Genomic DNA, 18,499 nt, shown 5'->3' with positions numbered 1-18,499 from the left:
CGTTATTGGCGGAAAAGCCAGATAAGCTAAAAAAGGAGGGAATTATAATGGCAGTTAAATCATTTAACCCTACCACTCCATCTAGAAGACAAATGACTGTGCCAACTTTCGAGGAAATTACGACTGATAAGCCAGAAAAGTCATTACTTGTAGTACAGAAGAAAACTGGTGGTAGAAATGCTCAAGGTAAAATAACTGTTCGTCACAGAGGTGGCGGCGCTAAGCAGAAATATAGAATCATAGATTTCAAGAGAAATAAAGATGGTATTCCCGCAAGAGTTGCAACAATAGAATATGATCCAAACAGATCAGCCTACATTTCTCTAGTTGTTTATGCTGACGGAGAAAAGAGATATATTATAGCACCAGTTGGATTAAAAGTTGGTGATGTAATAGTATCTGGTCCTGATGCAGATATAAAGGTAGGTAATGCACTACCATTAAAGAACATACCTGTAGGTACAGTAATTCACAACGTTGAGTTATCTGCTGGAAAAGGCGGTCAATTAGTCAGAAGTGCTGGAGCTTCAGCCCAACTTATGGCTAAGGAAGGCAATTATGCTACATTGAGGTTACCAAGTGGCGAAATGAGATATGTCAGAATAGAATGCAGAGCCACTGTAGGAACAGTTTCTAACTTAACGCATGAAATAGTTAATATAGGTAATGCTGGCAGAAAGAGACATATGGGTTGGAGACCGACTGTTAGAGGTTCCGTAATGAACCCTGTAGATCACCCACACGGTGGTGGTGAAGGTAAATCACCAATAGGTCATCCAAGTCCTCTTACTCCATGGGGTAAGCCAGCTCTTGGATACAAGACTAGAAAGCATAAGAAGTATTCAGATAGATTAATAGTTAAGAAGAGAAATGCTAAATAGTTGAAGAGAATTTTTTAATTCTCTTCCTCAACTTTTAAGTTTTATGAAGGGAGGCCAATATAGTGAGTAGATCAACTAAGAAAGGACCTTTTATTCAGGAGTCACTTTTGAACAAAATAAACGAAATGAATTCTAAAGGTGAAAAGAAAGTTATAAAGACTTGGTCCAGAAGCTCAACAATTTTCCCACAGATGATAGGTCACACTATAGCTGTACACGATGGAAGAAAGCATGTACCAGTATATATAACTGAGGATATGGTTGGACACAAGCTTGGAGAGTTCGTATTTACTAGAACTTTCAAAGGACATGATGATCACGAGAAGTCTACAGGCAGAAGATAATCTGGGAAGGAGGTAATTTATAATGGAAGCTAAAGCCATTGCTAAATATGTTAGAATGTCTCCAATGAAAGTTGGAATAGTTCTTGATTTAATAAGAGGAAAGAATGTAAATGAAGCTTTTGCTATTTTACAATATACTCCTAAGGACGCAGCAGTAGTTGTTAATAAGGTATTAAAGTCAGCAGTTGCTAATGCTGAAAATAATAATAATCTTGATGCATCAAATTTATTTGTTGCTGAGGCTTATGTTGGTGGTGGTCCTATCCTTAAGAGATATAGACCACATGCACAAGGTAGAGCATTTAGTATCAAAAAGAGAACTAGTCATATTACCCTAGTAGTTAGAGAAAGAGCGTAAGAAGGAGGGAAATAGAGTGGGACAGAAAGTAAATCCACATGGCCTAAGAGTAGGCGTTATAAAGGATTGGGATGCTAAGTGGTACGCAGATAATAAGAATTTTGCTGATTACTTAGTTGAAGATAACAAAATAAGAGAATACGTTAAATCAACTCTTTTCAGCGCTGGTATTTCAAAAATTGAAATCGAAAGATTTGCTAAGAGAGTGAGAATTAATATACACACTGCTAAGCCAGGTATGGTAATCGGTAAAGGTGGTCAGGGTATTGAGGCTTTAAAGAAGTCAATTGATACTTTAATTAACGGCTCAAATGCTGATGCTAAAGCAAATAAGACCGTACTAATTAACATAGTAGAAGTTAAAAATGCAGAAATTGATGCTCAGCTGATGGCTGAAAATATAGCTGCTCAGCTAGAAAAGAGAATATCTTTCAGAAGAGCAATGAAACAGGCAATACAAAGAGCTATGAAGGCAGGTGCTAAGGGTGTTAAGACTGCTTGTGCAGGAAGACTTGGCGGAGCTGAAATAGCAAGAACAGAACAGTATCATGAAGGTACAATTCCACTACAAACTTTAAGAGCAGATATTGACTATGGATTTGCAGAAGCAGATACTAGCTATGGAAAGATCGGTGTTAAGGTTTGGTTGTATAAAGGTGAAGTGCTTCCAACAAAGAAAGTTGAAAAGGTTGAAGCTTAAGCTTAAGAAAGGAGGAATGCAACATGTTAATGCCTAAGAGAGTTAAACATCGTAAGGTACAACGTGGTAGAATGTCAGGAAAAGCTACAAGAGGTAACTTTATTGCATATGGAGATTATGCGATTCAAGCAACTGAATGTGGCTGGATTACAAGTAATCAGATTGAATCTGCCAGAATTGCTATAAATAGATATGTTAGAAGAGGAGGAAAACTTTGGATAAAGATTTTCCCAGATAAACCAGTAACTCAGAAGCCAGCTGAAACTCGTATGGGTTCCGGTAAAGGTTCACCAGAATACTGGGTAGCAGTTGTTAAGCCAGGTAGAGTGCTGTTTGAGTTATCAGGAGTTTCCGAGGAAGTTGCTAGAGAAGCTATGAGACTTGCATCACACAAACTACCTATAAAGACTAAGTTCGTTACAAGAAGAGATTTTGAGGAAATGGGTGGTGAAATAAATGAAGGCTAGAGAGTTACAAGATTTAAGAGAAAATAGCCCTCAGGAATTAAAAGTTAAGCTCAATGACCTGAAAGCTGAGCTCTTCAATTTAAGATTTCAATTGGCAACAGGCCAACTTGAAAATCCGATGAGAATAAGAGAGGTTAAGAAGTCTATAGCCCAGATTAAAACCATCATTAGAGAAGAAGAACTTAAAGCGGTTAGGCAGTAAGCTGAAAGGAGGTTCGTCCTGTGGAAAGAGGAAATAGAAAGACAAGAATAGGTAGAGTTGTTTCTGATAAAATGGAAAAAACAATAGTTGTTGCTGTTGAAACAAAAGTGCGTCATCCACTATATGGTAAGACTGTTAACAGAACAACAAAGTTTAAAGCTCATGATGAAAATAATGAAGCTAAGATCAATGATAGAGTTCTGATTATGGAAACTAGACCGCTGTCTAAGGATAAGAGATGGAGATTAGTTGAAATAGTTGAGAAAGCTAAATAGTAGCTTGTAGACTGAAAGGAGGGTTTAATTATGATACAGCAGCAAACCATTCTAAAAGTAGCAGATAATTCTGGTGCTAAAGAAATTATGTGCATAAGAGTATTAGGTGGTTCCAAGAGAAAATATGGAAACATTGGAGATATAATAGTTGCTAGTGTTAAGAGTGCAACACCAGGCGGAGTTGTTAAAAAAGGTGATGTTGTAAAGGCAGTTATAGTAAGATCTGTAAAGGGCCTAGGTAGAGCAGATGGTTCATACATCAGATTTGATGAAAATGCAGCAGTAATAATCAAGGAAGATAAGCAGCCAAGAGGAACTCGTATCTTCGGACCTGTTGCGAGGGAGCTAAGAGATAAGGAATTCACAAAGATATTATCACTAGCACCTGAAGTTCTATAAGATAGGGAGGTGGCTATGTTGTTAAACAAAATACACGTTAGAAAACAAGATACAGTTGTAGTTGTATCCGGTAAGGATAAGGGTAAGATTGGAGAAGTTCTTCAAGTATTGCCAAAGAACGGTAAAGTGCTTGTAAAGGGTGTTAATGTAGTTACAAAACATGAGAAACCAAGCAGAACAAATATGCAAGGCGGTTTGGTTCGTGTTGAAGCACCTATTTATAGTTCAAAAGTTATGTTATACTGCACAAAATGTAAGAGCGCAACAAGAATTGCTCATAAGGTATTAGAAGATGGAGCAAAGGTAAGAGTTTGTAAAAAGTGCGGAGAAACATTCTAATATTTGAAAGGAGGTCAGCCAAATGGTTTCAAGACTACAAGAAAAGTATATTAACGAAGTAGTACCAGCTTTAATGGAAAAGTTCGGATACAAAAATATAATGGAAGTTCCAAAGCTAGAAAAGATAGTTATAAATATGGGAGTTGGAGAAGCTAAGGACAATGCAAAAGTTCTAGAATCAGCAGTTAGCGATTTACAGCTTATTTCAGGACAAAAGCCTGTAATAACAAGAGCTAAGAAGTCCGTAGCTAACTTTAAAATAAGACAGAACATGCCAATAGGTTGTAAAGTTACACTAAGAAAGCAGAATATGTATGAGTTCGCTGATAAGCTAATGAATGTTGCTCTTCCAAGAGTTAGAGACTTCAGAGGAGTTTCTGATAAGTCATTTGACGGAAGGGGAAACTATTCATTGGGAGTAAAGGAACAATTAATATTCCCTGAAGTAGAGTATGACAAAATAGATAAAGTAAGAGGTATGGATATAATATTCGTAACAACTGCAAAGACAGACGAGGAAGCAAGAGAGTTGTTAAGATTCCTCGGTATGCCATTCGTTCAGAAATAAGGAGGGGAAACTGTGGCACGTAAGGCAATAATTGAAAAGTGGAAGAAAGAACCTAAGTTTCAAACTAGAGCATACACTAGATGCAGAATATGTGGAAGACCACATGCTGTTTTAAAGAAATATGGAATATGCCGTATATGTTTTAGAGAACTTGCTTACAAAGGTCAAATTCCAGGATGTAGAAAAGCAAGTTGGTAATTAATTCATTGTAGTGAAAGGAGGCACAATTAATGGTTATGACAGATCCTATCGCAGATTTGCTAACTCGTGTAAGAAATGCAAACACAGCGAAACATGAAATAGTGGAAGTACCTTCTTCAACAATAAAGAAGGCAATTGTAAACATAATGCTTCAAGAAGGTTATATAAAGGATGTAGAAGAATATAACGATGGTGTTGTTCCAATGCTAAGACTTACATTAAAGTATGGACCAGCAAAGGAAAAAGTAATAAGTGGTTTAAAGAGAATCTCTAAGCCAGGTTTAAGAGTTTATTGCAAGAAGGATGAGATTCCAAAGGTTCTTAATGGACTTGGTTTAGCTATAATTTCAACTTCAAAAGGACTTATGGCAGACAGAGAAGCCAGAAAGTTAGGACTAGGCGGAGAAGTTATCTGCTACATTTGGTAATTTTTATCAATTGTATTAGTAGACGTAGAAAGTAATTAAAATTAGGATAGATAAGGTTAAATAGAGTAGCGTGACATGTTAAGTGTCACGAGGCATGCTCTAGTAGCCGGTGTGTCTTAAAAAAGAATATAACAGACATAGTCATTAGGGATTATGTACTCGTAAAGTGATACAAGAGACGTAGCTAATATTTTGGTTACGGACCAAAGAGTAATACAGGAGGTGTAATCATGTCAAGAATTGGTAGATTGCCAATAGCTATACCAGCAGGCGTAACTGTTACTGTAACACCAGATAACGTTGTTACTGTAAAAGGTCCTAAAGGACAGTTAGTTAAGTCAATGCATAAGGATATAAAGATAGCTGTTGAAAACAATACTGTAATTGTTACAAGACCAAGTGATGTAAAAGAACACAGAGCTCTTCATGGCTTGACAAGAGCGTTAGTAAATAATATGATTAAGGGCGTTTCTGAAGGATATCAGAAAACTCTTGAGTTAATAGGTGTTGGATACAGAGCACAGCTTCAAGGTAAGAAGTTAGTTATGAATCTTGGATTCTCTCACCCAGTTGAAGTAGAACCAGTAGAAGGTATCGTGTTTGAAACACCAGCTCCAAATAAGGTTGTAGTTAAAGGTATCGATAAGGAAATTGTTGGTGCAGTAGCAGCTGACATTAGAACCTGGAGAAAGCCTGAACCATATAAGGGTAAGGGTATCAAGTATGATAACGAAGTTATCAGACGTAAGGAAGGTAAGACCGGTAAGAAATAGTTGAAAGGAGTGAACCTTGATGTACAATAAGGAAGACAGAAGTTTGTCCAGAAAGAAGCGTCATTTAAGAGTACGTAAGAAAGTGACTGGTACAGCTGAAAGACCAAGACTTTGCGTATTCAGAAGTGAAAGAAATATATATGCTCAAATTATTGACGATGTTGCACAAAAGACATTAGTTGCTGCTTCTTCAATTGAAAAAGACTTTGGAGCAGAACTTGGAAGCAACAAGGAAGCTGCTAAACTAGTAGGTCAATTAGTAGCAAAAAGAGCATTAGAAAAAGGAATAAAGTCAGTTGTTTTTGATCGAGGCGGATATATTTATCACGGAAGAGTTCAAGAACTTGCTGAAGGAGCAAGAGAAGCAGGCTTAGAGTTCTAGAAGGAGGGAAATAAATGAGAATTGATCCTAGCACACTGGACCTTAAAGAAAAGGTCGTAAGTATAAATAGAGTTGCTAAGGTTGTTAAGGGTGGTAGAAACTTTAGATTTAGTGCCCTTGTAGTAGTAGGCGATGAGAACGGCCACGTTGGCGTTGGTATCGGCAAGTCAGTTGAAATTCCTGAAGCAATAAGAAAAGGAATAGAAGACGCAAAGAAGAACTTAGTAAGTGTAGCCATAGTTGGAACTACAGTTCCACATACAGTAGAAGGAATATTCGGTACTGGTAAGGTATTAATTATGCCTGCTGGTGAAGGTACCGGAGTTATCGCAGGTGGTCCTGCAAGAGCAGTCCTTGAATTGGCTGGATTGAAAGACGTTAGAGCTAAATCTTTAGGTTCAAACAACCCAAGAAATATGGTTAACGCAACAATCAATGGTTTATCAGCACTTAGAACAGCTGAACAAATAGCTAAGCTAAGAGGCAAGACCGTTGAAGAGATACTAGGTTAGGAGGGAAGAACCTTGGCTAAACTTAGATTAACACTTGTCAAGAGTCTTATAGGCAGAAAAGCAGAACATATTGCTACTGCTAAAGCTCTTGGACTAAAGAAGATTGGTAGCGTAGTAGAACATGAGGACACTCCTCAGATCAAAGGTATGGTAAACAAAGTAAACTATCTTGTAAAGGTAGAAGAAGTTTAATAAAAATTTCTAAATTATAAATGGTATATATTTACTAAACCAAAATCGTTATTTCGTATTATTAATAAGAGCGTAAGGATACATAATCTTTACGTGCTACAAAGAATAGCAGGAGGCGAAACAATTGATAATTGTTTCGTGCTACAAAGAATAGCAGGAGGTGTAATCATATGAAACTTCACGAGTTGCAGCCAGCAATCGGTTCTAAGAAGGCTCCTAAAAGAGTTGGCAGAGGAACTGGTTCTGGATTAGGAAGAAACGCTGGTAAGGGTGAAAAGGGTCAAAACGCTAGGACTGGTGGTGGAGTTAGACCTGGATTCGAAGGTGGTCAAATGCCACTATACAGAAGACTTCCTAAGAGAGGGTTCACAAATATATTTGCAAAAGAATACGCAGTAATAAATATTGATAGATTGAATGTTTTTGAAAATGGAGCAGTTGTAACACCAGAATTACTACTTGAAAAAGGTCTAGTAAGCAAGTTATATGACGGGGTTAAAATACTTGGAAACGGCGACTTAGAAAAGAGTTTAACGGTTAAGGCTACTAAATTTTCAAAAACAGCAGCTGAAAAGATTCAAGCCGCTGGAGGAAAAGCAGAGGTGATTTAAAATGTTATCAACTCTCAAAAATGCCTTCAAGGTACCAGACCTGAAGAAACGAATATTATTCACACTATTTCTGATCGCGGTATATAGGCTAGGAAGCCATATACCGGTTCCAGGAATAAATCGTGAAATACTGCAGAGTAGTTTAAACACTAGTGACAATGTTTTACTAGGTTTTTATGATTTAATCTCTGGCGGTGCTATAAGAAATTTCAGTATATTTGCGATGGGGGTAGTACCCTATATAAACGCATCAATTATAATACAGCTACTAACCGTAGCTATACCTTATTTAGAGCAGCTATCTAAAGAAGGTGAAGAGGGAAGAAAGAAAATTCAAAAGTATACTAGGAATGCAGCACTTGTGTTAGGAATAATTCAAGCATATACTACTTATATACTAATCAGTAATTATGGTGGTATAGCTGATCATTCAACAGTAAATGTATTTTTGATAATACTAACTTTGACAACATCATCAACTTTCTTAATGTGGTTAGGTGACGTAATTACTGTAAAGGGATTAGGTAATGGAGTATCACTTTTGATATTTATTAACATAATTTCTTCACTGCCACAAACAGCTCAAAGTATCTATTTACTAAAGGTTGCAGGTACTATTGACCTTGTACAGGTAATAGTATTCATTTTAGTTCTTTTAATAATGATAATAGCTGTAATAACAATGAGTATGGCTGAGAGAAGAATTACTGTACAATATGCTGGTAAAACAGTTGGCAATAAGAACTTCAAAGGACAATCTTCTCATATTCCTTTTAACATGACATCAACAGCAGTTATTGCTATAATATTTGCTATGTCAGTTATGAGTTTCCCCAAAACTATCGCACAGTTTTGGCCAAATGCATGGCTAAGTAGGCTAATAATTAATGGTACATGGAGTCCATTTAACGAAAAAAATTTCATATATCCTATAGTTTATGCTCTTCTAGTTGTGTTTTTCTCTTGGTTCTATGCAGAAGTTACTTTCAAGCCTGAAGAAATGGCTGAAAATATATATAAATCTTCTGGATTTATACCAGGCATAAGACCAGGAAAACCAACAGCAAAGTTTATCTCAAAGATATTGACTAGAGTTGCTATAATTGGTGGTATATTTGCTACAATAGTTGCGATAACACCTGTTTTGGTTCAGAATCACACAAAGTTTACTAATATATCCTTTGGTGGCACTTCAATACTGATTATGGTAAATGTAGCTATGGAGACTTTAAGAACCCTAGAATCTCAGTTGGTAATGAGACATTACCACGGTTTCTTAAAGTAGTATGAAATTTGGGGATGAAGAAATTGAAAATTGTTCTTATGGGGCCTCCGGGAGCAGGCAAGGGAACCCAAGCTAAATCAATTAGCTTAAGATATTCTATACCGCATATATCCACGGGGGATATATTTAGAAAGAATATATCCAATAACACGGAATTAGGCTTAAAAGCAAAAAGTTTTATAGAAAATGGTGATCTAGTACCAGATGAGATTACAATTGCTTTGTTATTAGATAGGCTTAATCAAGAGGATTGTTTAGATGGCTTTCTATTAGATGGATTCCCAAGATCTATTGGGCAGGCCGAAGCCCTAGATAAATATCTATTAGAAAGAAAACAACACTTAGATGCTGTTTTGCTGATAACAGTTCCTAGCGAGTTCATAATTGATCGTATGACTGGCAGGCGAAGTTGTATTTCCTGTGGTGCAAGTTATCATATTCGATATAATCCTCCTTTTACTTCTGGAAAATGTGATATATGTGGTTGTGATATTATACAGCGCAAAGACGATACTGAAGAAGTTCTCAGAGAACGATTGGAAGTATACCAGTCTCAAACCAGACCATTAATTGACTATTATAAGTCAATGGGTATTTTGAAAGAAGTCGATGGAACACAATCGATAAATGCTGTCTTTGAAAATATGACTAGGATTCTGGGGAGCGCGTATAATAAATGATTATAATTAAGAGAAATTATGAAATTGAATACATGAAGCGTGCTGGTAAGGTAGTGAGCAATACTCTTGCAAAATTACAAGAGGTAGTGAAACCTGGTATAACAACTGCAGAGTTGGATAGATTAGCAGAAGATATGATATTGAAGCAGGGGGCCAAACCTTCTTTTAAAGGATATCATGGTTTTCCGGCTTCAATATGTGCCTCTGTGAATGATGAAGTTATTCATGGTATTCCAAATGATAGAGTTCTAAAGGAAGGCGATATAGTAAGTATAGACTGTGGAGCCTGTCTCAATGGGTATCATGGTGATGCAGCCAGAACAATTCCTGTAGGCAAAGTATCTGAGGAAGCTTATCGATTAATAAAAATTACTCAAGAAAGCTTTTTTGAGGGTGTAAAGAAAGCTTTAGTTGGAAACAGGCTAACGGATATAAGTCACGCTATACAAGTGCTTGTTGAAAATGAAAGTTTCTCAGTTGTAAGGAATTATGTGGGTCATGGCATAGGAAGAAATATGCATGAAGATCCGGATGTACCAAACTACGGAAGTCCGGGAAGAGGGCCGAAACTTTCTGCAGGTATGGTGCTGGCCATTGAGCCGATGGTTAATACTGGTGGTTATCATGTAAAAACATTAGATAATGGCTGGACAGTCGTAACAGTGGATGGAGGATTATCTGCGCACTATGAAAATACTGTTGCCATACTAGATAACGGACCGGAAATATTAACACTTTAATAATACGATCGGTTATATAGTAAAGGGTAAGCATTGAGGTGAAAGCTTTGGAAAAGGATGAGGTACTAGGTAGAGTAGTTCTTTCAACAGCAGGAAGAGATGAAGGCAAATATTATATTGTAATAGATATGATTAGTGATAATTATGTACTATTAGTTGATGGAAGGCTAAGAACTGAAAATAAACCCAAGAAAAAAAAGTTGAGGCATTTACGCTTTACTGATATAATAGCTGAGGACATAAAGAGAGATATATTATCAGGTAATGAGTTAAGCAATTCAACTATTAGAAGGTATTTGCAGTTGAATGACATAAATAAGGAGGTTTGATTACCTTATGTCAAAGGAAGATGTAATTGAGATGCAAGGTACTGTGCTTGAAGCTTTGCCAAATGCAATGTTTTTAGTAGAGTTAGAAAGTGGTCATAAGATATTAGGCCATATATCTGGAAAATTAAGAATGAATTTTATTAGAATTTTGCCAGGTGATAAAGTTACAGTGGAACTTTCTCCATATGATCTGACGAGAGGGAGAATTACCTGGAGAGCAAAGTGATAAGGAGGGTTAACTATGAAAGTAAGACCGTCAGTAAAGCCGATTTGCGAGAAATGCAAGGTTATAAAGAGAAAAGGCAGAGTAATGGTTATATGTGAAAACCCTAAGCACAAACAAAAGCAGGGTTAATTTCAAATTGTAAAGTTTATTCAGTTTTGGAGGCGGCTGGAGTAGTCTAAGTACTACTTACCAAAACTTTATATAAAAATTATATTTAACTATGGACATAAAACCTAGGAGGTGTAAATTTTAATGGCAAGAATTGCTGGTGTAGATATACCAAAAGAAAAGAGAGTTGAAGTAGCACTAACTTATATTTTTGGAATAGGACTACCAACTGCTCAAAAGATGTTAGCTGAAACTGGTGTTAATCCAGATACAAGAGTTAGGGATTTAACTGAAGAAGAAGTTAATAAGCTAAGAGATTATGTGAACAAGAACGTTAAGGTTGAAGGTGACCTTAGAAGAGATATCGCTCTTAATATCAAGAGACTTATGGAAATAGGCTGCTACAGAGGTATAAGACACAGAAAGGGCCTTCCAGTTAGAGGACAAAGAACAAAGACTAATGCTAGAACAAGAAAAGGTCCAAAGAGAACAATAGCAGGTAAGAAAAAGAAGTAGTAAGGAGGGACAATAATGGCAGCTCAAAAGGTAAAGAAGACTAGAAGAAGAAAAGAAAGAAAAAATGTTGAGCACGGAGCAGCTCATATTAAATCAACTTTTAACAACTCAATCGTAACAATAACTGACAGTGTTGGAAATGCACTTTCTTGGTCAAGTGCCGGTGCACTAGGCTTCAGAGGTTCAAGAAAGAGCACTCCTTTCGCTGCACAGATGGCAGCTGAGACAGCTTCAAAAGCTGCTATGGAACATGGCTTGAGAACTGTTCAGGTATTTGTAAAGGGACCTGGAGCAGGTAGAGAGGCTGCTATAAGATCTCTTCAAGCTGCTGGTTTGGAAATAACAATGATAAAAGATGTTACTCCTATACCACACAATGGATGCAGACCACCAAAAAGAAGAAGAGTATAATAGTAGAAGTAACAGGAGGTGTAGTTAATGGCAAGATATACTGGAGCTGTATGCAGACTTTGCAGAAGAGAAGGTATGAAGTTATTCCTTAAAGGGGATAGATGTTACACAGGCAAATGTGCTATAGATAGAAGAAATTATGCACCTGGGCAACATGGTGCTAACAAGAAAAAGTTATCTAACTATGGAGTTCAGTTAAGAGAAAAGCAAAAAGCAAGAAGAATTTACGGTATTTTAGAAGGTCAATTCAGAACTTACTATGAAAAGGCCGATAGAATGAGAGGAATAACAGGTGAAAACTTGTTAAAACTTCTTGAAATGAGATTGGATAACGTAGTATACAGATTAGGATATGGAGATTCCAGAAAAGAAGCTAGACAGCTTGTAACTCATGGACATTTCCTTGTAAACGGAAAAAAGGTTGATATTCCATCATACCAAGTTTCTGTTAACGATGTTATAACTGTAAAAGAAAAAAGCAGACAAAGCGAATTATTCAAGGGTTTTGCTGAAAATCCAAAAACTCTGCCAAATTGGTTGAGCGGAAACCCAGAAAACTTTGAAGGTAAGATAATAACTGAGCCATCAAGAGCTGATATACAAGTACCAGTTAATGAAACATTAATTGTTGAGTTATACAGCAAGTAATAATTAATTCAGTACATCGAATTAACATTGAATGGCTTAGTTTGAGATATACACAGCTAAGTAAAGAATTCAGGCTTGGCAAAAAAGAATCAGTTGCCCTCAAAATAAGGTTGCCATTTAATTAATAAGGAGGGTTTGTGAATGTTAGAGATAGAAAAGCCAAAAATAGAATGTGTTGAGTCTAGTGATGACGGCACATATGGCAAGTTTGTAGTAGAACCCCTAGAGAGAGGTTACGGTATTACACTGGGGAATGCTTTGAGAAGAATTCTTCTCTCATCCTTACCTGGTGTAGCAGCTAATGCTGTAAAAATAGATGGAGTACTACATGAGTTTTCAACAGTACAGGGCGTTAAGGAAGATGTTCCTGAGTTAATACTTAATATAAAAGCTCTTGCGCTGAAAATGACTGGAGATGGCCCTAAAACCATATATATTGATGCTAAAGGACCTGGAGAAGTTAAGGGCGGAGATATTAAAACTGATGGCGATGTAGAAATTGTAAATAAGGACTTACATATCGCCACCCTTGACGATGACGCAAAATTATATATGGAGATAACAGTTAACAGGGGAAGAGGATATGTATCACAAACTAAGAACAAGAGTGAGGAACTTAGCATATCCACTATTCCGGTAGATTCCATATATACTCCTGTAAAGAGAGTTAACTTCACTGTAGATAATACAAGAGTTGGCCAAATTACAGACTATGATAAGCTTACCATAGAAATATGGACTAATGGAACAATTAAAACTGATGAAGCCATAAGCTTATCTGCTAAGATATTGATTGAGCATTTCAAACTATTTATGACTCTAACAGACCACGCTAATAATGTTGAAATTATGGTAGAGAAAGAAGAAGACAAGAAAGAAAAGGTTCTTGAAATGACAATAGAAGAATTGGATCTTTCTGTCAGAAGCTATAACTGCCTGAAGAGAGCAGGTATAAATACTGTTCAAGAATTATCCGAGAGATCTATGGAAGATATGATGAAGGTTAGAAATCTTGGTAAAAAATCATTAGAAGAAGTAGAAAAAAAGCTGCGTGATCTTGGGTTGAGTTTAAAAGAAAGCGATGAGTAAGGAGGTAAAGACATGGCAGGATATCGTAAATTAGGTCTTCCTACAGACCATAGAAAAGCTATGCTTAGAAATCTAGTTACAAGTTTTCTAAAGCACGGTAAAATAGAAACAACTGTTACTAGAGCTAAGGAAACAAGATCTCTTGCAGAAAAGATGATCACTCTTGCTAAAAGAGGGGATTTGCATGCAAGAAGACAAGTTCTTTCTTTTATTACTGAGGAGGACGTTGTTAAAAATCTATTTGATAATGTTGCACCAAAGTATGCTGAAAGAAAAGGCGGATATACTAGAATGTATAAAGTTGGACCAAGAAGAGGAGACGGCGCTGAAGTCGTTATACTTGAGCTGGTTTAAAGACAAAAGGGGATTAAGTGTATGTCTGACTTAGTCCCCGTTTTATTATAATTAAACCGCGTATAGTCCATACTAGAAATTAGATTGCATAGTAGTTCAGTCTAATTCCTAGTGGGGATTATATAATAAAAAGGGGATATGCACATGTTAGATAATATGATAAAATGCGATAATGTTGTTTTCAAGTATACCGGCAATGAGGTTAAAGAAGAGAGAGTTGCGATTGACGGAGTGAATATTGAGGTCAAGAAAGGTGAGTTTCTTGTTATACTTGGACATAACGGTTCAGGTAAATCTACACTGGCAAAGCATATGAATGCTTTACTTTTGCCTACTGAGGGAAAGGTATATGTAGATACAATGGACACTCAACAACAAGATCTACTATGGGAAATACGAAGTAAAGCAGGAATGGTATTTCAGAATCCTGATAACCAACTGGTAGCTACCATAGTAGAAGAAGATGTAGCTTTTGGACCTGAGAACCTAGGAATACCCAGCGAAGAAATCAGGAAAAGAGTGGATGAAAGTTTACAAACAGTAAATATGTATGATTATAGACGACATGCCCCCCATCTGCTATCCGGTGGTCAGAAACAGAGGGTAGCTATAGCAGGTATACTGGCGATGAGGCCGCAATGCATAATTTTAGATGAACCTACGGCAATGCTGGACCCATCAGGAAGAAAAGAAGTTATTAAGACCATAACAAAGTTGAACAGAGACTTAGGAATTACAATAATTCTTATAACTCACTATATGGAAGAAGCAGTAGAGGCTGATAGGATTATAGTTATGGATGAAGGTAAAGTTAAGCTTACTGGAACGCCAAGGGAAGTATTCAGCAAGGTACCTGAAATGAAGAGCATTGGACTTGATGTTCCACAGGTTACAGAGCTAGCCTATGAACTGAGTAAAAAAGGTATTAATATTAGCAACGATATATTAACGATAAGTGAGATGGTGAATGCATTATGTCAATTAAGGTAGAAAACTTAACTCATGTATATATGCCTGGTACTCCCTTTGAGAAAAAGGCTTTAGATAATGTAAACATAGAAATCAACAATGGAGAATTTGTGGCGCTGATAGGCCATACGGGATCTGGAAAGTCTACTTTAGTTCAGCATCTAAATGGATTGTTAAAGCCAACCTCAGGAAGAATTGAGGTAGATGGAACCTGCATAACTGATGGTAAGGTAAAGCTTAGCGATGTAAGAAAAAGAGTTGGTTTGGTATTTCAGTACCCGGAATATCAGTTATTTGAAGAAACTATAGAAAAGGATATAAGCTTTGGCCCTGAAAAATTAGGACTGGATGGAGAAAAAGTTTTAAGCAGGGTTAAAAGGGCTATGGAAATTGTTGGCTTAAATTATGAAAAGTATAAGGATAAGTCCCCTTTTGAACTAAGTGGAGGTCAAAAAAGAAGGGTTGCAATTGCAGGTGTAGTGGCAATGGAACCTAAGGTTCTTATACTGGATGAACCCACAGCAGGACTGGATCCTAAGGGGAGGGATGAAATTCTACAGCAAATAAAAAATTTACACAATGAATATGGAATGACCATAATACTTGTATCTCATAGTATGGAAGATGTGGCAAAATTAGCAGATAGGATTATTGTAATGGATAAAGGAAAGGCAATACTTGACGGAAAACCTTCCCTTGTCTTTAAGGAGATAGAGCTTCTAGAATCCGTTGGGCTTGCAGTACCTCAGGTAACCTATCTAATAAGGGAATTAAGAGACAGAGGCATTGATATTTCTGAAGAAATATTCACTATTAATCAAGCCTTAGATGCATTAACCAAGATTTTTAAGTAGCGGAAGGAAGGTTAAGGTCATGGTAAAGAATATAACAATTGGTCAATATGTGCCCGGAGATTCCTTCGTACATAGATTAGACCCCAGAGTTAAAATAATACTATCTATACTCTTTATAATAGATTTATTCATTATCACAAATTTTAGTGGATATGTCTTTGTTTTGACATTTATATGTTTTGTAATTGCTATAGCAAAGTTGTCTCCAAGTTATGTATATAAAGGTTTAAAGCCAGTATTTGTTCTTTTGATTATAACGGCTTTGCTCAATATGTTAATGACAAGAAATGGACAACTGATCTTTGTATGGAAGTTTATTAAAATCTATGATGAAGGTTTAAGAATAGCTGCTTTCATGGCACTTAGACTGATCTTCCTAATAGCAGGAACATCAATTCTGACGCTTACCACATCACCAATAGAACTTACAGATGGTATTGAGCGTTTGTTAAATCCCTTTAAAAAAATTGGTGTGCCTGCCCATGAATTAGCCATGATGATGACTATAGCATTAAGATTTATACCTACACTTATGGATGAGACTGATAAGATTATGAAAGCTCAGATGGCAAGAGGAGCTGATTTTGACTCGGGAAATATACTGGCAAAGGCAAAAAGTCTTATCCCCTTACTGGTACCGCTTTTTATAAGTTCCTTTAGAAGGGCAGACGAATTAGCCATGGCTATGGAAGCTAGATGTTACAGAGGGGGAGAAGGTAGAACCAGAATGAAGGTATTAAAACTTACCTATGATGATTTAATTGCTATATTGTTTTTCATCCTTTTTATAGCAATAACAATCATAGTAAGAATGCTTAATATACCATAAAGTTTAGAGGAGAGACATGAAAAATATTAAACTGGCGCTTGAATATGATGGAACAAATTATGGCGGATGGCAAAGACAAAAAAATATAGTTACTGTACAGCAGGCTCTAGAAGATGCCATTTTTATTATTACCTCTGAAAGATGTAATGTCATAGGATGCAGCAGAACTGATGCCAAGGTACATGCCAGAGAATTTATATGCAATTTTCATACTAATAGCAGTATTCCAAGCGAACGAATAAGGGAAGCTCTGAACACTAAGCTGCCTGAGGACATAAGGGTACTGGAATCCATGGAAGTGGATATGGACTTTCATGCAAGATATGACAGCAAAGGAAAAACATACTGCTATACTATATTAAACCAGCTAGTGAACTCAGCCTTATTAAGAAATTATGTAGGTCACGTAGCTCAGCCTCTTAACATCAGCTGGATGGAGGAAGCAGCTTTACATTTTTTAGGCACCCATGATTTTGCTGCCTTCAGAAACTTAGGGAGTTCTGTAAAGACAACCACACGAACCATAAGTCAATTAGATATAAGCGTGGAAGCCCCCCTTATAAAGATATATTGTACAGCAGACGGATTTTTATATAATATGATGAGAATAATAGTAGGTACTCTTATAAATGTGGGAATAGGTAAAATATCTCCGGGACAAATACCGGAAATAATAGCTAGCAAGGACAGAACTAAGGCTGGAAAGTCAGTGTCGCCTCAGGGACTATGCCTAGAAAAAGTTTATTATTAATTTTAATATTCGTGGTGAAAAAAACATTGACACGCCCGGATGATTGTATTATAATAATAATGTTTGTTAAGGAAGTTATTAAGATCCACTAGCCCCGGGTCTTGAAATAGAAGATAATGAACGCAGGTTTTCAAGGAGGGAAAAAGATGAAATCATACATTGCAAAGCCAAATGAAATTGAAAGAAAGTGGTATGTAGTTGATGCTGCAGGAAAGCCACTTGGTAGAGTTGCTAGTCAGGTTGCTACAATATTAAGAGGTAAGAATAAGCCAACATTTACACCAAATGTTGATACTGGAGATTTCGTTATAGTTATAAACGCTGAAAAGGTAGTTTTAACAGGAAAGAAATTAGACCAGAAAATGATGAGACATCACTCATTATATCCAGGTGGATTAAAAGAAACTCCATACAGAGAAGTATTAGCTAAGAAGCCTGAATTCGCATTTGAAGAAGCAGTTAGAAGAATGCTTCCGAAGGGACCTCTTGGAAGACAAATGCTTAAGAAGCTTAAGGTTTACAGAGGTGCAGAGCATAACAATTCAGCACAAAAACCAGAAGTACTTGAATTAAAGTACTAATGGAAAGTGAAGGGAGGAAAAATCATGGCTAAGGTTCAATACAGTGCTACTGGAAGAAGAAAGAAGTCCGTTGCAAGAGTAAGACTTGTTCCAGGTGAAGGAAAAGTTATTATAAATAAAAGAGATATGGATACATATTTCGGATTAGACACTTTAAAGATTATAGTTAATCAACCACTTGTTCTGACTGGAACAAAGGATTCTTATGATGTACTTGTAAATGTTCACGGTGGTGGTTTTACAGGTCAGGCAGGAGCTATAAGACATGGTATTGCAAGAGCTCTTGTAAAAGCTGATGAAACACTAAGAGGAACCCTAAAGAAGGCTGGGTTCTTAACTAGAGATCCAAGAATGAAGGAAAGAAAGAAATACGGTCTTAAAAAGGCAAGAAGAGCTCCACAGTTCTCAAAGAGATAATTTATCCCCCAAATACAAGCTGCAATGCTTACAATTACGATTTTTCTCAGATAAAAAAACGTCAGAGGATTTCCTCTGGC

The 18,499-nt window shown here is 36.7% G+C and carries 34 protein-coding genes; all 34 read left to right on the top strand.

All coding sequences use genetic code 11. The features are described from left to right. Window positions 1-47: 47 nt before the first annotated feature. The 34 genes from rplB to rpsI all read left to right on the top strand — a co-directional run bounded on the left by rplB (window position 48) and on the right by rpsI (window position 18,419). On the top strand, window positions 48-881 hold the full coding sequence (gene rplB / locus FHY60_RS15405) for a 50S ribosomal protein L2 (RefSeq protein WP_139905869.1): 834 nt from the start codon (window positions 48-50) through the stop codon (window positions 879-881). A gap of 62 nt (window positions 882-943) precedes the next feature. Next, the gene (rpsS, locus tag FHY60_RS15400; RefSeq protein ID WP_139905868.1) at window positions 944-1,225 is read left to right on the top strand and encodes a 30S ribosomal protein S19; all 282 of its coding nucleotides are present in this window, start codon (window positions 944-946) and stop codon (window positions 1,223-1,225) included. 22 nt (window positions 1,226-1,247) lie between these two features. Further along, on the top strand, window positions 1,248-1,583 hold the full coding sequence (gene rplV, locus FHY60_RS15395; RefSeq protein WP_139905867.1) for a 50S ribosomal protein L22: 336 nt from the start codon (window positions 1,248-1,250) through the stop codon (window positions 1,581-1,583). A 16-nt stretch (window positions 1,584-1,599) separates the two neighbouring features. Next, complete coding sequence (gene rpsC / locus FHY60_RS15390; protein ID WP_139905866.1) at window positions 1,600-2,283, top strand: 30S ribosomal protein S3; 684 nt, start codon at window positions 1,600-1,602, stop codon at window positions 2,281-2,283. Window positions 2,284-2,306: 23 nt separating this feature from the next. Next, a complete protein-coding gene (rplP, locus tag FHY60_RS15385) occupies window positions 2,307-2,750 on the top strand; it encodes a 50S ribosomal protein L16 (protein ID WP_139905865.1) in 444 nt (147 codons plus the stop codon). Then, entirely contained in the window at window positions 2,740-2,952 is a 213-nt protein-coding gene (rpmC, locus tag FHY60_RS15380; protein WP_139905864.1) for a 50S ribosomal protein L29, read from the top strand. Before rplP ends, rpmC begins: the two co-directional genes overlap by 11 nt. 20 nt (window positions 2,953-2,972) lie before the next feature. After that, entirely contained in the window at window positions 2,973-3,227 is a 255-nt protein-coding gene (gene rpsQ / locus FHY60_RS15375; RefSeq protein WP_139905863.1) for a 30S ribosomal protein S17, read from the top strand. Window positions 3,228-3,257: 30 nt separating this feature from the next. Continuing rightward, on the top strand, window positions 3,258-3,626 hold the full coding sequence (gene rplN / locus FHY60_RS15370) for a 50S ribosomal protein L14 (protein ID WP_139905862.1): 369 nt from the start codon (window positions 3,258-3,260) through the stop codon (window positions 3,624-3,626). Between the two features lie 15 nt (window positions 3,627-3,641). Continuing rightward, window positions 3,642-3,965, top strand: coding sequence for a 50S ribosomal protein L24 (gene rplX / locus FHY60_RS15365; RefSeq protein ID WP_139905861.1), 324 nt, complete (start codon window positions 3,642-3,644; stop codon window positions 3,963-3,965). A 22-nt stretch (window positions 3,966-3,987) separates the two neighbouring features. Continuing rightward, on the top strand, window positions 3,988-4,533 hold the full coding sequence (gene rplE, locus FHY60_RS15360; protein ID WP_139905860.1) for a 50S ribosomal protein L5: 546 nt from the start codon (window positions 3,988-3,990) through the stop codon (window positions 4,531-4,533). Window positions 4,534-4,545: 12 nt separating this feature from the next. Next, entirely contained in the window at window positions 4,546-4,731 is a 186-nt protein-coding gene (locus FHY60_RS15355; RefSeq protein WP_139905859.1) for a type Z 30S ribosomal protein S14, read from the top strand. 32 nt (window positions 4,732-4,763) lie between these two features. Next, on the top strand, window positions 4,764-5,162 hold the full coding sequence (rpsH, locus tag FHY60_RS15350; protein WP_139905858.1) for a 30S ribosomal protein S8: 399 nt from the start codon (window positions 4,764-4,766) through the stop codon (window positions 5,160-5,162). A gap of 230 nt (window positions 5,163-5,392) precedes the next feature. Then, window positions 5,393-5,935, top strand: coding sequence for a 50S ribosomal protein L6 (rplF, locus tag FHY60_RS15345; RefSeq protein WP_139905857.1), 543 nt, complete (start codon window positions 5,393-5,395; stop codon window positions 5,933-5,935). Between the two features lie 19 nt (window positions 5,936-5,954). Then, entirely contained in the window at window positions 5,955-6,317 is a 363-nt protein-coding gene (gene rplR, locus FHY60_RS15340; RefSeq protein WP_139905856.1) for a 50S ribosomal protein L18, read from the top strand. 14 nt (window positions 6,318-6,331) lie between these two features. Next, window positions 6,332-6,829, top strand: a complete 498-nt coding sequence (rpsE, locus tag FHY60_RS15335) for a 30S ribosomal protein S5 (protein WP_139905855.1) — start codon at window positions 6,332-6,334, stop codon at window positions 6,827-6,829. A gap of 12 nt (window positions 6,830-6,841) precedes the next feature. Continuing rightward, complete coding sequence (rpmD, locus tag FHY60_RS15330) at window positions 6,842-7,021, top strand: 50S ribosomal protein L30 (RefSeq protein ID WP_139905854.1); 180 nt, start codon at window positions 6,842-6,844, stop codon at window positions 7,019-7,021. Window positions 7,022-7,191: 170 nt separating this feature from the next. After that, window positions 7,192-7,632: a 50S ribosomal protein L15 gene (gene rplO, locus FHY60_RS15325; RefSeq protein ID WP_139905853.1), complete on the top strand. Its 441-nt coding sequence runs from the start codon at window positions 7,192-7,194 to the stop codon at window positions 7,630-7,632. Window position 7,633: 1 nt separating this feature from the next. Then, window positions 7,634-8,917, top strand: coding sequence for a preprotein translocase subunit SecY (gene secY, locus FHY60_RS15320; RefSeq protein ID WP_139905852.1), 1,284 nt, complete (start codon window positions 7,634-7,636; stop codon window positions 8,915-8,917). A 23-nt stretch (window positions 8,918-8,940) separates the two neighbouring features. Then, on the top strand, window positions 8,941-9,597 hold the full coding sequence (locus FHY60_RS15315) for an adenylate kinase (protein WP_139905851.1): 657 nt from the start codon (window positions 8,941-8,943) through the stop codon (window positions 9,595-9,597). Beyond that, a complete protein-coding gene (gene map, locus FHY60_RS15310; protein WP_139905850.1) occupies window positions 9,594-10,337 on the top strand; it encodes a type I methionyl aminopeptidase in 744 nt (247 codons plus the stop codon). Before FHY60_RS15315 ends, map begins: the two co-directional genes overlap by 4 nt. A gap of 47 nt (window positions 10,338-10,384) precedes the next feature. After that, window positions 10,385-10,666 carry a KOW domain-containing RNA-binding protein gene (locus FHY60_RS15305; RefSeq protein WP_139905849.1) on the top strand — a complete coding sequence of 94 codons (282 nt, stop codon included), beginning with the start codon at window positions 10,385-10,387 and terminating at the stop codon, window positions 10,664-10,666. Between the two features lie 7 nt (window positions 10,667-10,673). After that, window positions 10,674-10,892 carry a translation initiation factor IF-1 gene (infA, locus tag FHY60_RS15300; protein ID WP_079425314.1) on the top strand — a complete coding sequence of 73 codons (219 nt, stop codon included), beginning with the start codon at window positions 10,674-10,676 and terminating at the stop codon, window positions 10,890-10,892. A gap of 15 nt (window positions 10,893-10,907) precedes the next feature. Next, window positions 10,908-11,021 (top strand): 50S ribosomal protein L36, encoded by a 114-nt coding sequence (rpmJ, locus tag FHY60_RS15295; RefSeq protein ID WP_003373491.1) that lies wholly within the window; start codon window positions 10,908-10,910, stop codon window positions 11,019-11,021. Window positions 11,022-11,144: 123 nt separating this feature from the next. After that, complete coding sequence (gene rpsM / locus FHY60_RS15290; RefSeq protein WP_139905848.1) at window positions 11,145-11,516, top strand: 30S ribosomal protein S13; 372 nt, start codon at window positions 11,145-11,147, stop codon at window positions 11,514-11,516. 15 nt (window positions 11,517-11,531) lie between these two features. Next, window positions 11,532-11,927: a 30S ribosomal protein S11 gene (gene rpsK / locus FHY60_RS15285; protein WP_139905847.1), complete on the top strand. Its 396-nt coding sequence runs from the start codon at window positions 11,532-11,534 to the stop codon at window positions 11,925-11,927. A gap of 27 nt (window positions 11,928-11,954) precedes the next feature. Beyond that, window positions 11,955-12,575, top strand: coding sequence for a 30S ribosomal protein S4 (rpsD, locus tag FHY60_RS15280; RefSeq protein ID WP_139905846.1), 621 nt, complete (start codon window positions 11,955-11,957; stop codon window positions 12,573-12,575). A 141-nt stretch (window positions 12,576-12,716) separates the two neighbouring features. After that, entirely contained in the window at window positions 12,717-13,664 is a 948-nt protein-coding gene (locus FHY60_RS15275) for a DNA-directed RNA polymerase subunit alpha (protein WP_139905845.1), read from the top strand. 12 nt (window positions 13,665-13,676) lie between these two features. Then, window positions 13,677-14,018 carry a 50S ribosomal protein L17 gene (gene rplQ / locus FHY60_RS15270; protein ID WP_139905844.1) on the top strand — a complete coding sequence of 114 codons (342 nt, stop codon included), beginning with the start codon at window positions 13,677-13,679 and terminating at the stop codon, window positions 14,016-14,018. A 144-nt stretch (window positions 14,019-14,162) separates the two neighbouring features. Further along, the gene (locus FHY60_RS15265; protein ID WP_139905843.1) at window positions 14,163-15,008 is read left to right on the top strand and encodes an energy-coupling factor transporter ATPase; all 846 of its coding nucleotides are present in this window, start codon (window positions 14,163-14,165) and stop codon (window positions 15,006-15,008) included. Further along, complete coding sequence (locus FHY60_RS15260; RefSeq protein ID WP_139905842.1) at window positions 14,993-15,841, top strand: energy-coupling factor transporter ATPase; 849 nt, start codon at window positions 14,993-14,995, stop codon at window positions 15,839-15,841. The genes FHY60_RS15265 and FHY60_RS15260 overlap by 16 nt, the downstream gene beginning before the upstream one ends. A 19-nt stretch (window positions 15,842-15,860) precedes the next feature. Further along, a complete protein-coding gene (locus tag FHY60_RS15255; protein WP_139905841.1) occupies window positions 15,861-16,670 on the top strand; it encodes an energy-coupling factor transporter transmembrane component T family protein in 810 nt (269 codons plus the stop codon). A 16-nt stretch (window positions 16,671-16,686) separates the two neighbouring features. Next, entirely contained in the window at window positions 16,687-17,421 is a 735-nt protein-coding gene (gene truA, locus FHY60_RS15250) for a tRNA pseudouridine(38-40) synthase TruA (RefSeq protein ID WP_139905840.1), read from the top strand. 146 nt (window positions 17,422-17,567) lie between these two features. Further along, complete coding sequence (rplM, locus tag FHY60_RS15245) at window positions 17,568-18,002, top strand: 50S ribosomal protein L13 (RefSeq protein WP_139905839.1); 435 nt, start codon at window positions 17,568-17,570, stop codon at window positions 18,000-18,002. A gap of 24 nt (window positions 18,003-18,026) precedes the next feature. Beyond that, complete coding sequence (rpsI, locus tag FHY60_RS15240; protein WP_139905838.1) at window positions 18,027-18,419, top strand: 30S ribosomal protein S9; 393 nt, start codon at window positions 18,027-18,029, stop codon at window positions 18,417-18,419. Window positions 18,420-18,499: the final 80 nt, after the last annotated feature.

Source organism: Clostridium thermarum, from assembly GCF_006351925.1.
Lineage (GTDB): Bacteria > Bacillota > Clostridia > Clostridiales > Clostridiaceae > Clostridium_AU > Clostridium_AU thermarum.
Note: the sequence above shows the minus strand (reverse complement) of the source record. Positions and strands in the feature narration are given on the sequence as shown.

Excerpts from the sequence above, each read along its gene's own strand:
- FHY60_RS15255 (WP_139905841.1), top strand. The coding sequence starts at position 15,861 with ATGGTAAAGAATATAACAATTGGTCAATATGTGCCCGGAGATTCCTTC.
- map (WP_139905850.1), top strand. The coding sequence starts at position 9,594 with ATGATTATAATTAAGAGAAATTATGAAATTGAATACATGAAGCGTGCT.
- infA (WP_079425314.1), top strand. The coding sequence starts at position 10,674 with ATGTCAAAGGAAGATGTAATTGAGATGCAAGGTACTGTGCTTGAAGCT.
- rplQ (WP_139905844.1), top strand. The coding sequence starts at position 13,677 with ATGGCAGGATATCGTAAATTAGGTCTTCCTACAGACCATAGAAAAGCT.
- rplM (WP_139905839.1), top strand. The coding sequence starts at position 17,568 with ATGAAATCATACATTGCAAAGCCAAATGAAATTGAAAGAAAGTGGTAT.
- rpsM (WP_139905848.1), top strand. The coding sequence starts at position 11,145 with ATGGCAAGAATTGCTGGTGTAGATATACCAAAAGAAAAGAGAGTTGAA.
- truA (WP_139905840.1), top strand. The coding sequence starts at position 16,687 with ATGAAAAATATTAAACTGGCGCTTGAATATGATGGAACAAATTATGGC.
- rpsD (WP_139905846.1), top strand. The coding sequence starts at position 11,955 with ATGGCAAGATATACTGGAGCTGTATGCAGACTTTGCAGAAGAGAAGGT.
- FHY60_RS15265 (WP_139905843.1), top strand. The coding sequence starts at position 14,163 with ATGTTAGATAATATGATAAAATGCGATAATGTTGTTTTCAAGTATACC.
- rplV (WP_139905867.1), top strand. The coding sequence starts at position 1,248 with ATGGAAGCTAAAGCCATTGCTAAATATGTTAGAATGTCTCCAATGAAA.
- rplP (WP_139905865.1), top strand. The coding sequence starts at position 2,307 with ATGTTAATGCCTAAGAGAGTTAAACATCGTAAGGTACAACGTGGTAGA.
- rplX (WP_139905861.1), top strand. The coding sequence starts at position 3,642 with ATGTTGTTAAACAAAATACACGTTAGAAAACAAGATACAGTTGTAGTT.
- rplB (WP_139905869.1), top strand. The coding sequence starts at position 48 with ATGGCAGTTAAATCATTTAACCCTACCACTCCATCTAGAAGACAAATG.
- rplF (WP_139905857.1), top strand. The coding sequence starts at position 5,393 with ATGTCAAGAATTGGTAGATTGCCAATAGCTATACCAGCAGGCGTAACT.
- rplE (WP_139905860.1), top strand. The coding sequence starts at position 3,988 with ATGGTTTCAAGACTACAAGAAAAGTATATTAACGAAGTAGTACCAGCT.
- FHY60_RS15275 (WP_139905845.1), top strand. The coding sequence starts at position 12,717 with ATGTTAGAGATAGAAAAGCCAAAAATAGAATGTGTTGAGTCTAGTGAT.
- rpsK (WP_139905847.1), top strand. The coding sequence starts at position 11,532 with ATGGCAGCTCAAAAGGTAAAGAAGACTAGAAGAAGAAAAGAAAGAAAA.
- rpsI (WP_139905838.1), top strand. The coding sequence starts at position 18,027 with ATGGCTAAGGTTCAATACAGTGCTACTGGAAGAAGAAAGAAGTCCGTT.
- FHY60_RS15260 (WP_139905842.1), top strand. The coding sequence starts at position 14,993 with ATGTCAATTAAGGTAGAAAACTTAACTCATGTATATATGCCTGGTACT.
- rpsE (WP_139905855.1), top strand. The coding sequence starts at position 6,332 with ATGAGAATTGATCCTAGCACACTGGACCTTAAAGAAAAGGTCGTAAGT.
- rplO (WP_139905853.1), top strand. The coding sequence starts at position 7,192 with ATGAAACTTCACGAGTTGCAGCCAGCAATCGGTTCTAAGAAGGCTCCT.
- secY (WP_139905852.1), top strand. The coding sequence starts at position 7,634 with ATGTTATCAACTCTCAAAAATGCCTTCAAGGTACCAGACCTGAAGAAA.
- rplR (WP_139905856.1), top strand. The coding sequence starts at position 5,955 with ATGTACAATAAGGAAGACAGAAGTTTGTCCAGAAAGAAGCGTCATTTA.
- rpmJ (WP_003373491.1), top strand. The coding sequence starts at position 10,908 with ATGAAAGTAAGACCGTCAGTAAAGCCGATTTGCGAGAAATGCAAGGTT.
- rplN (WP_139905862.1), top strand. The coding sequence starts at position 3,258 with ATGATACAGCAGCAAACCATTCTAAAAGTAGCAGATAATTCTGGTGCT.
- rpsH (WP_139905858.1), top strand. The coding sequence starts at position 4,764 with ATGGTTATGACAGATCCTATCGCAGATTTGCTAACTCGTGTAAGAAAT.
- rpmC (WP_139905864.1), top strand. The coding sequence starts at position 2,740 with ATGAAGGCTAGAGAGTTACAAGATTTAAGAGAAAATAGCCCTCAGGAA.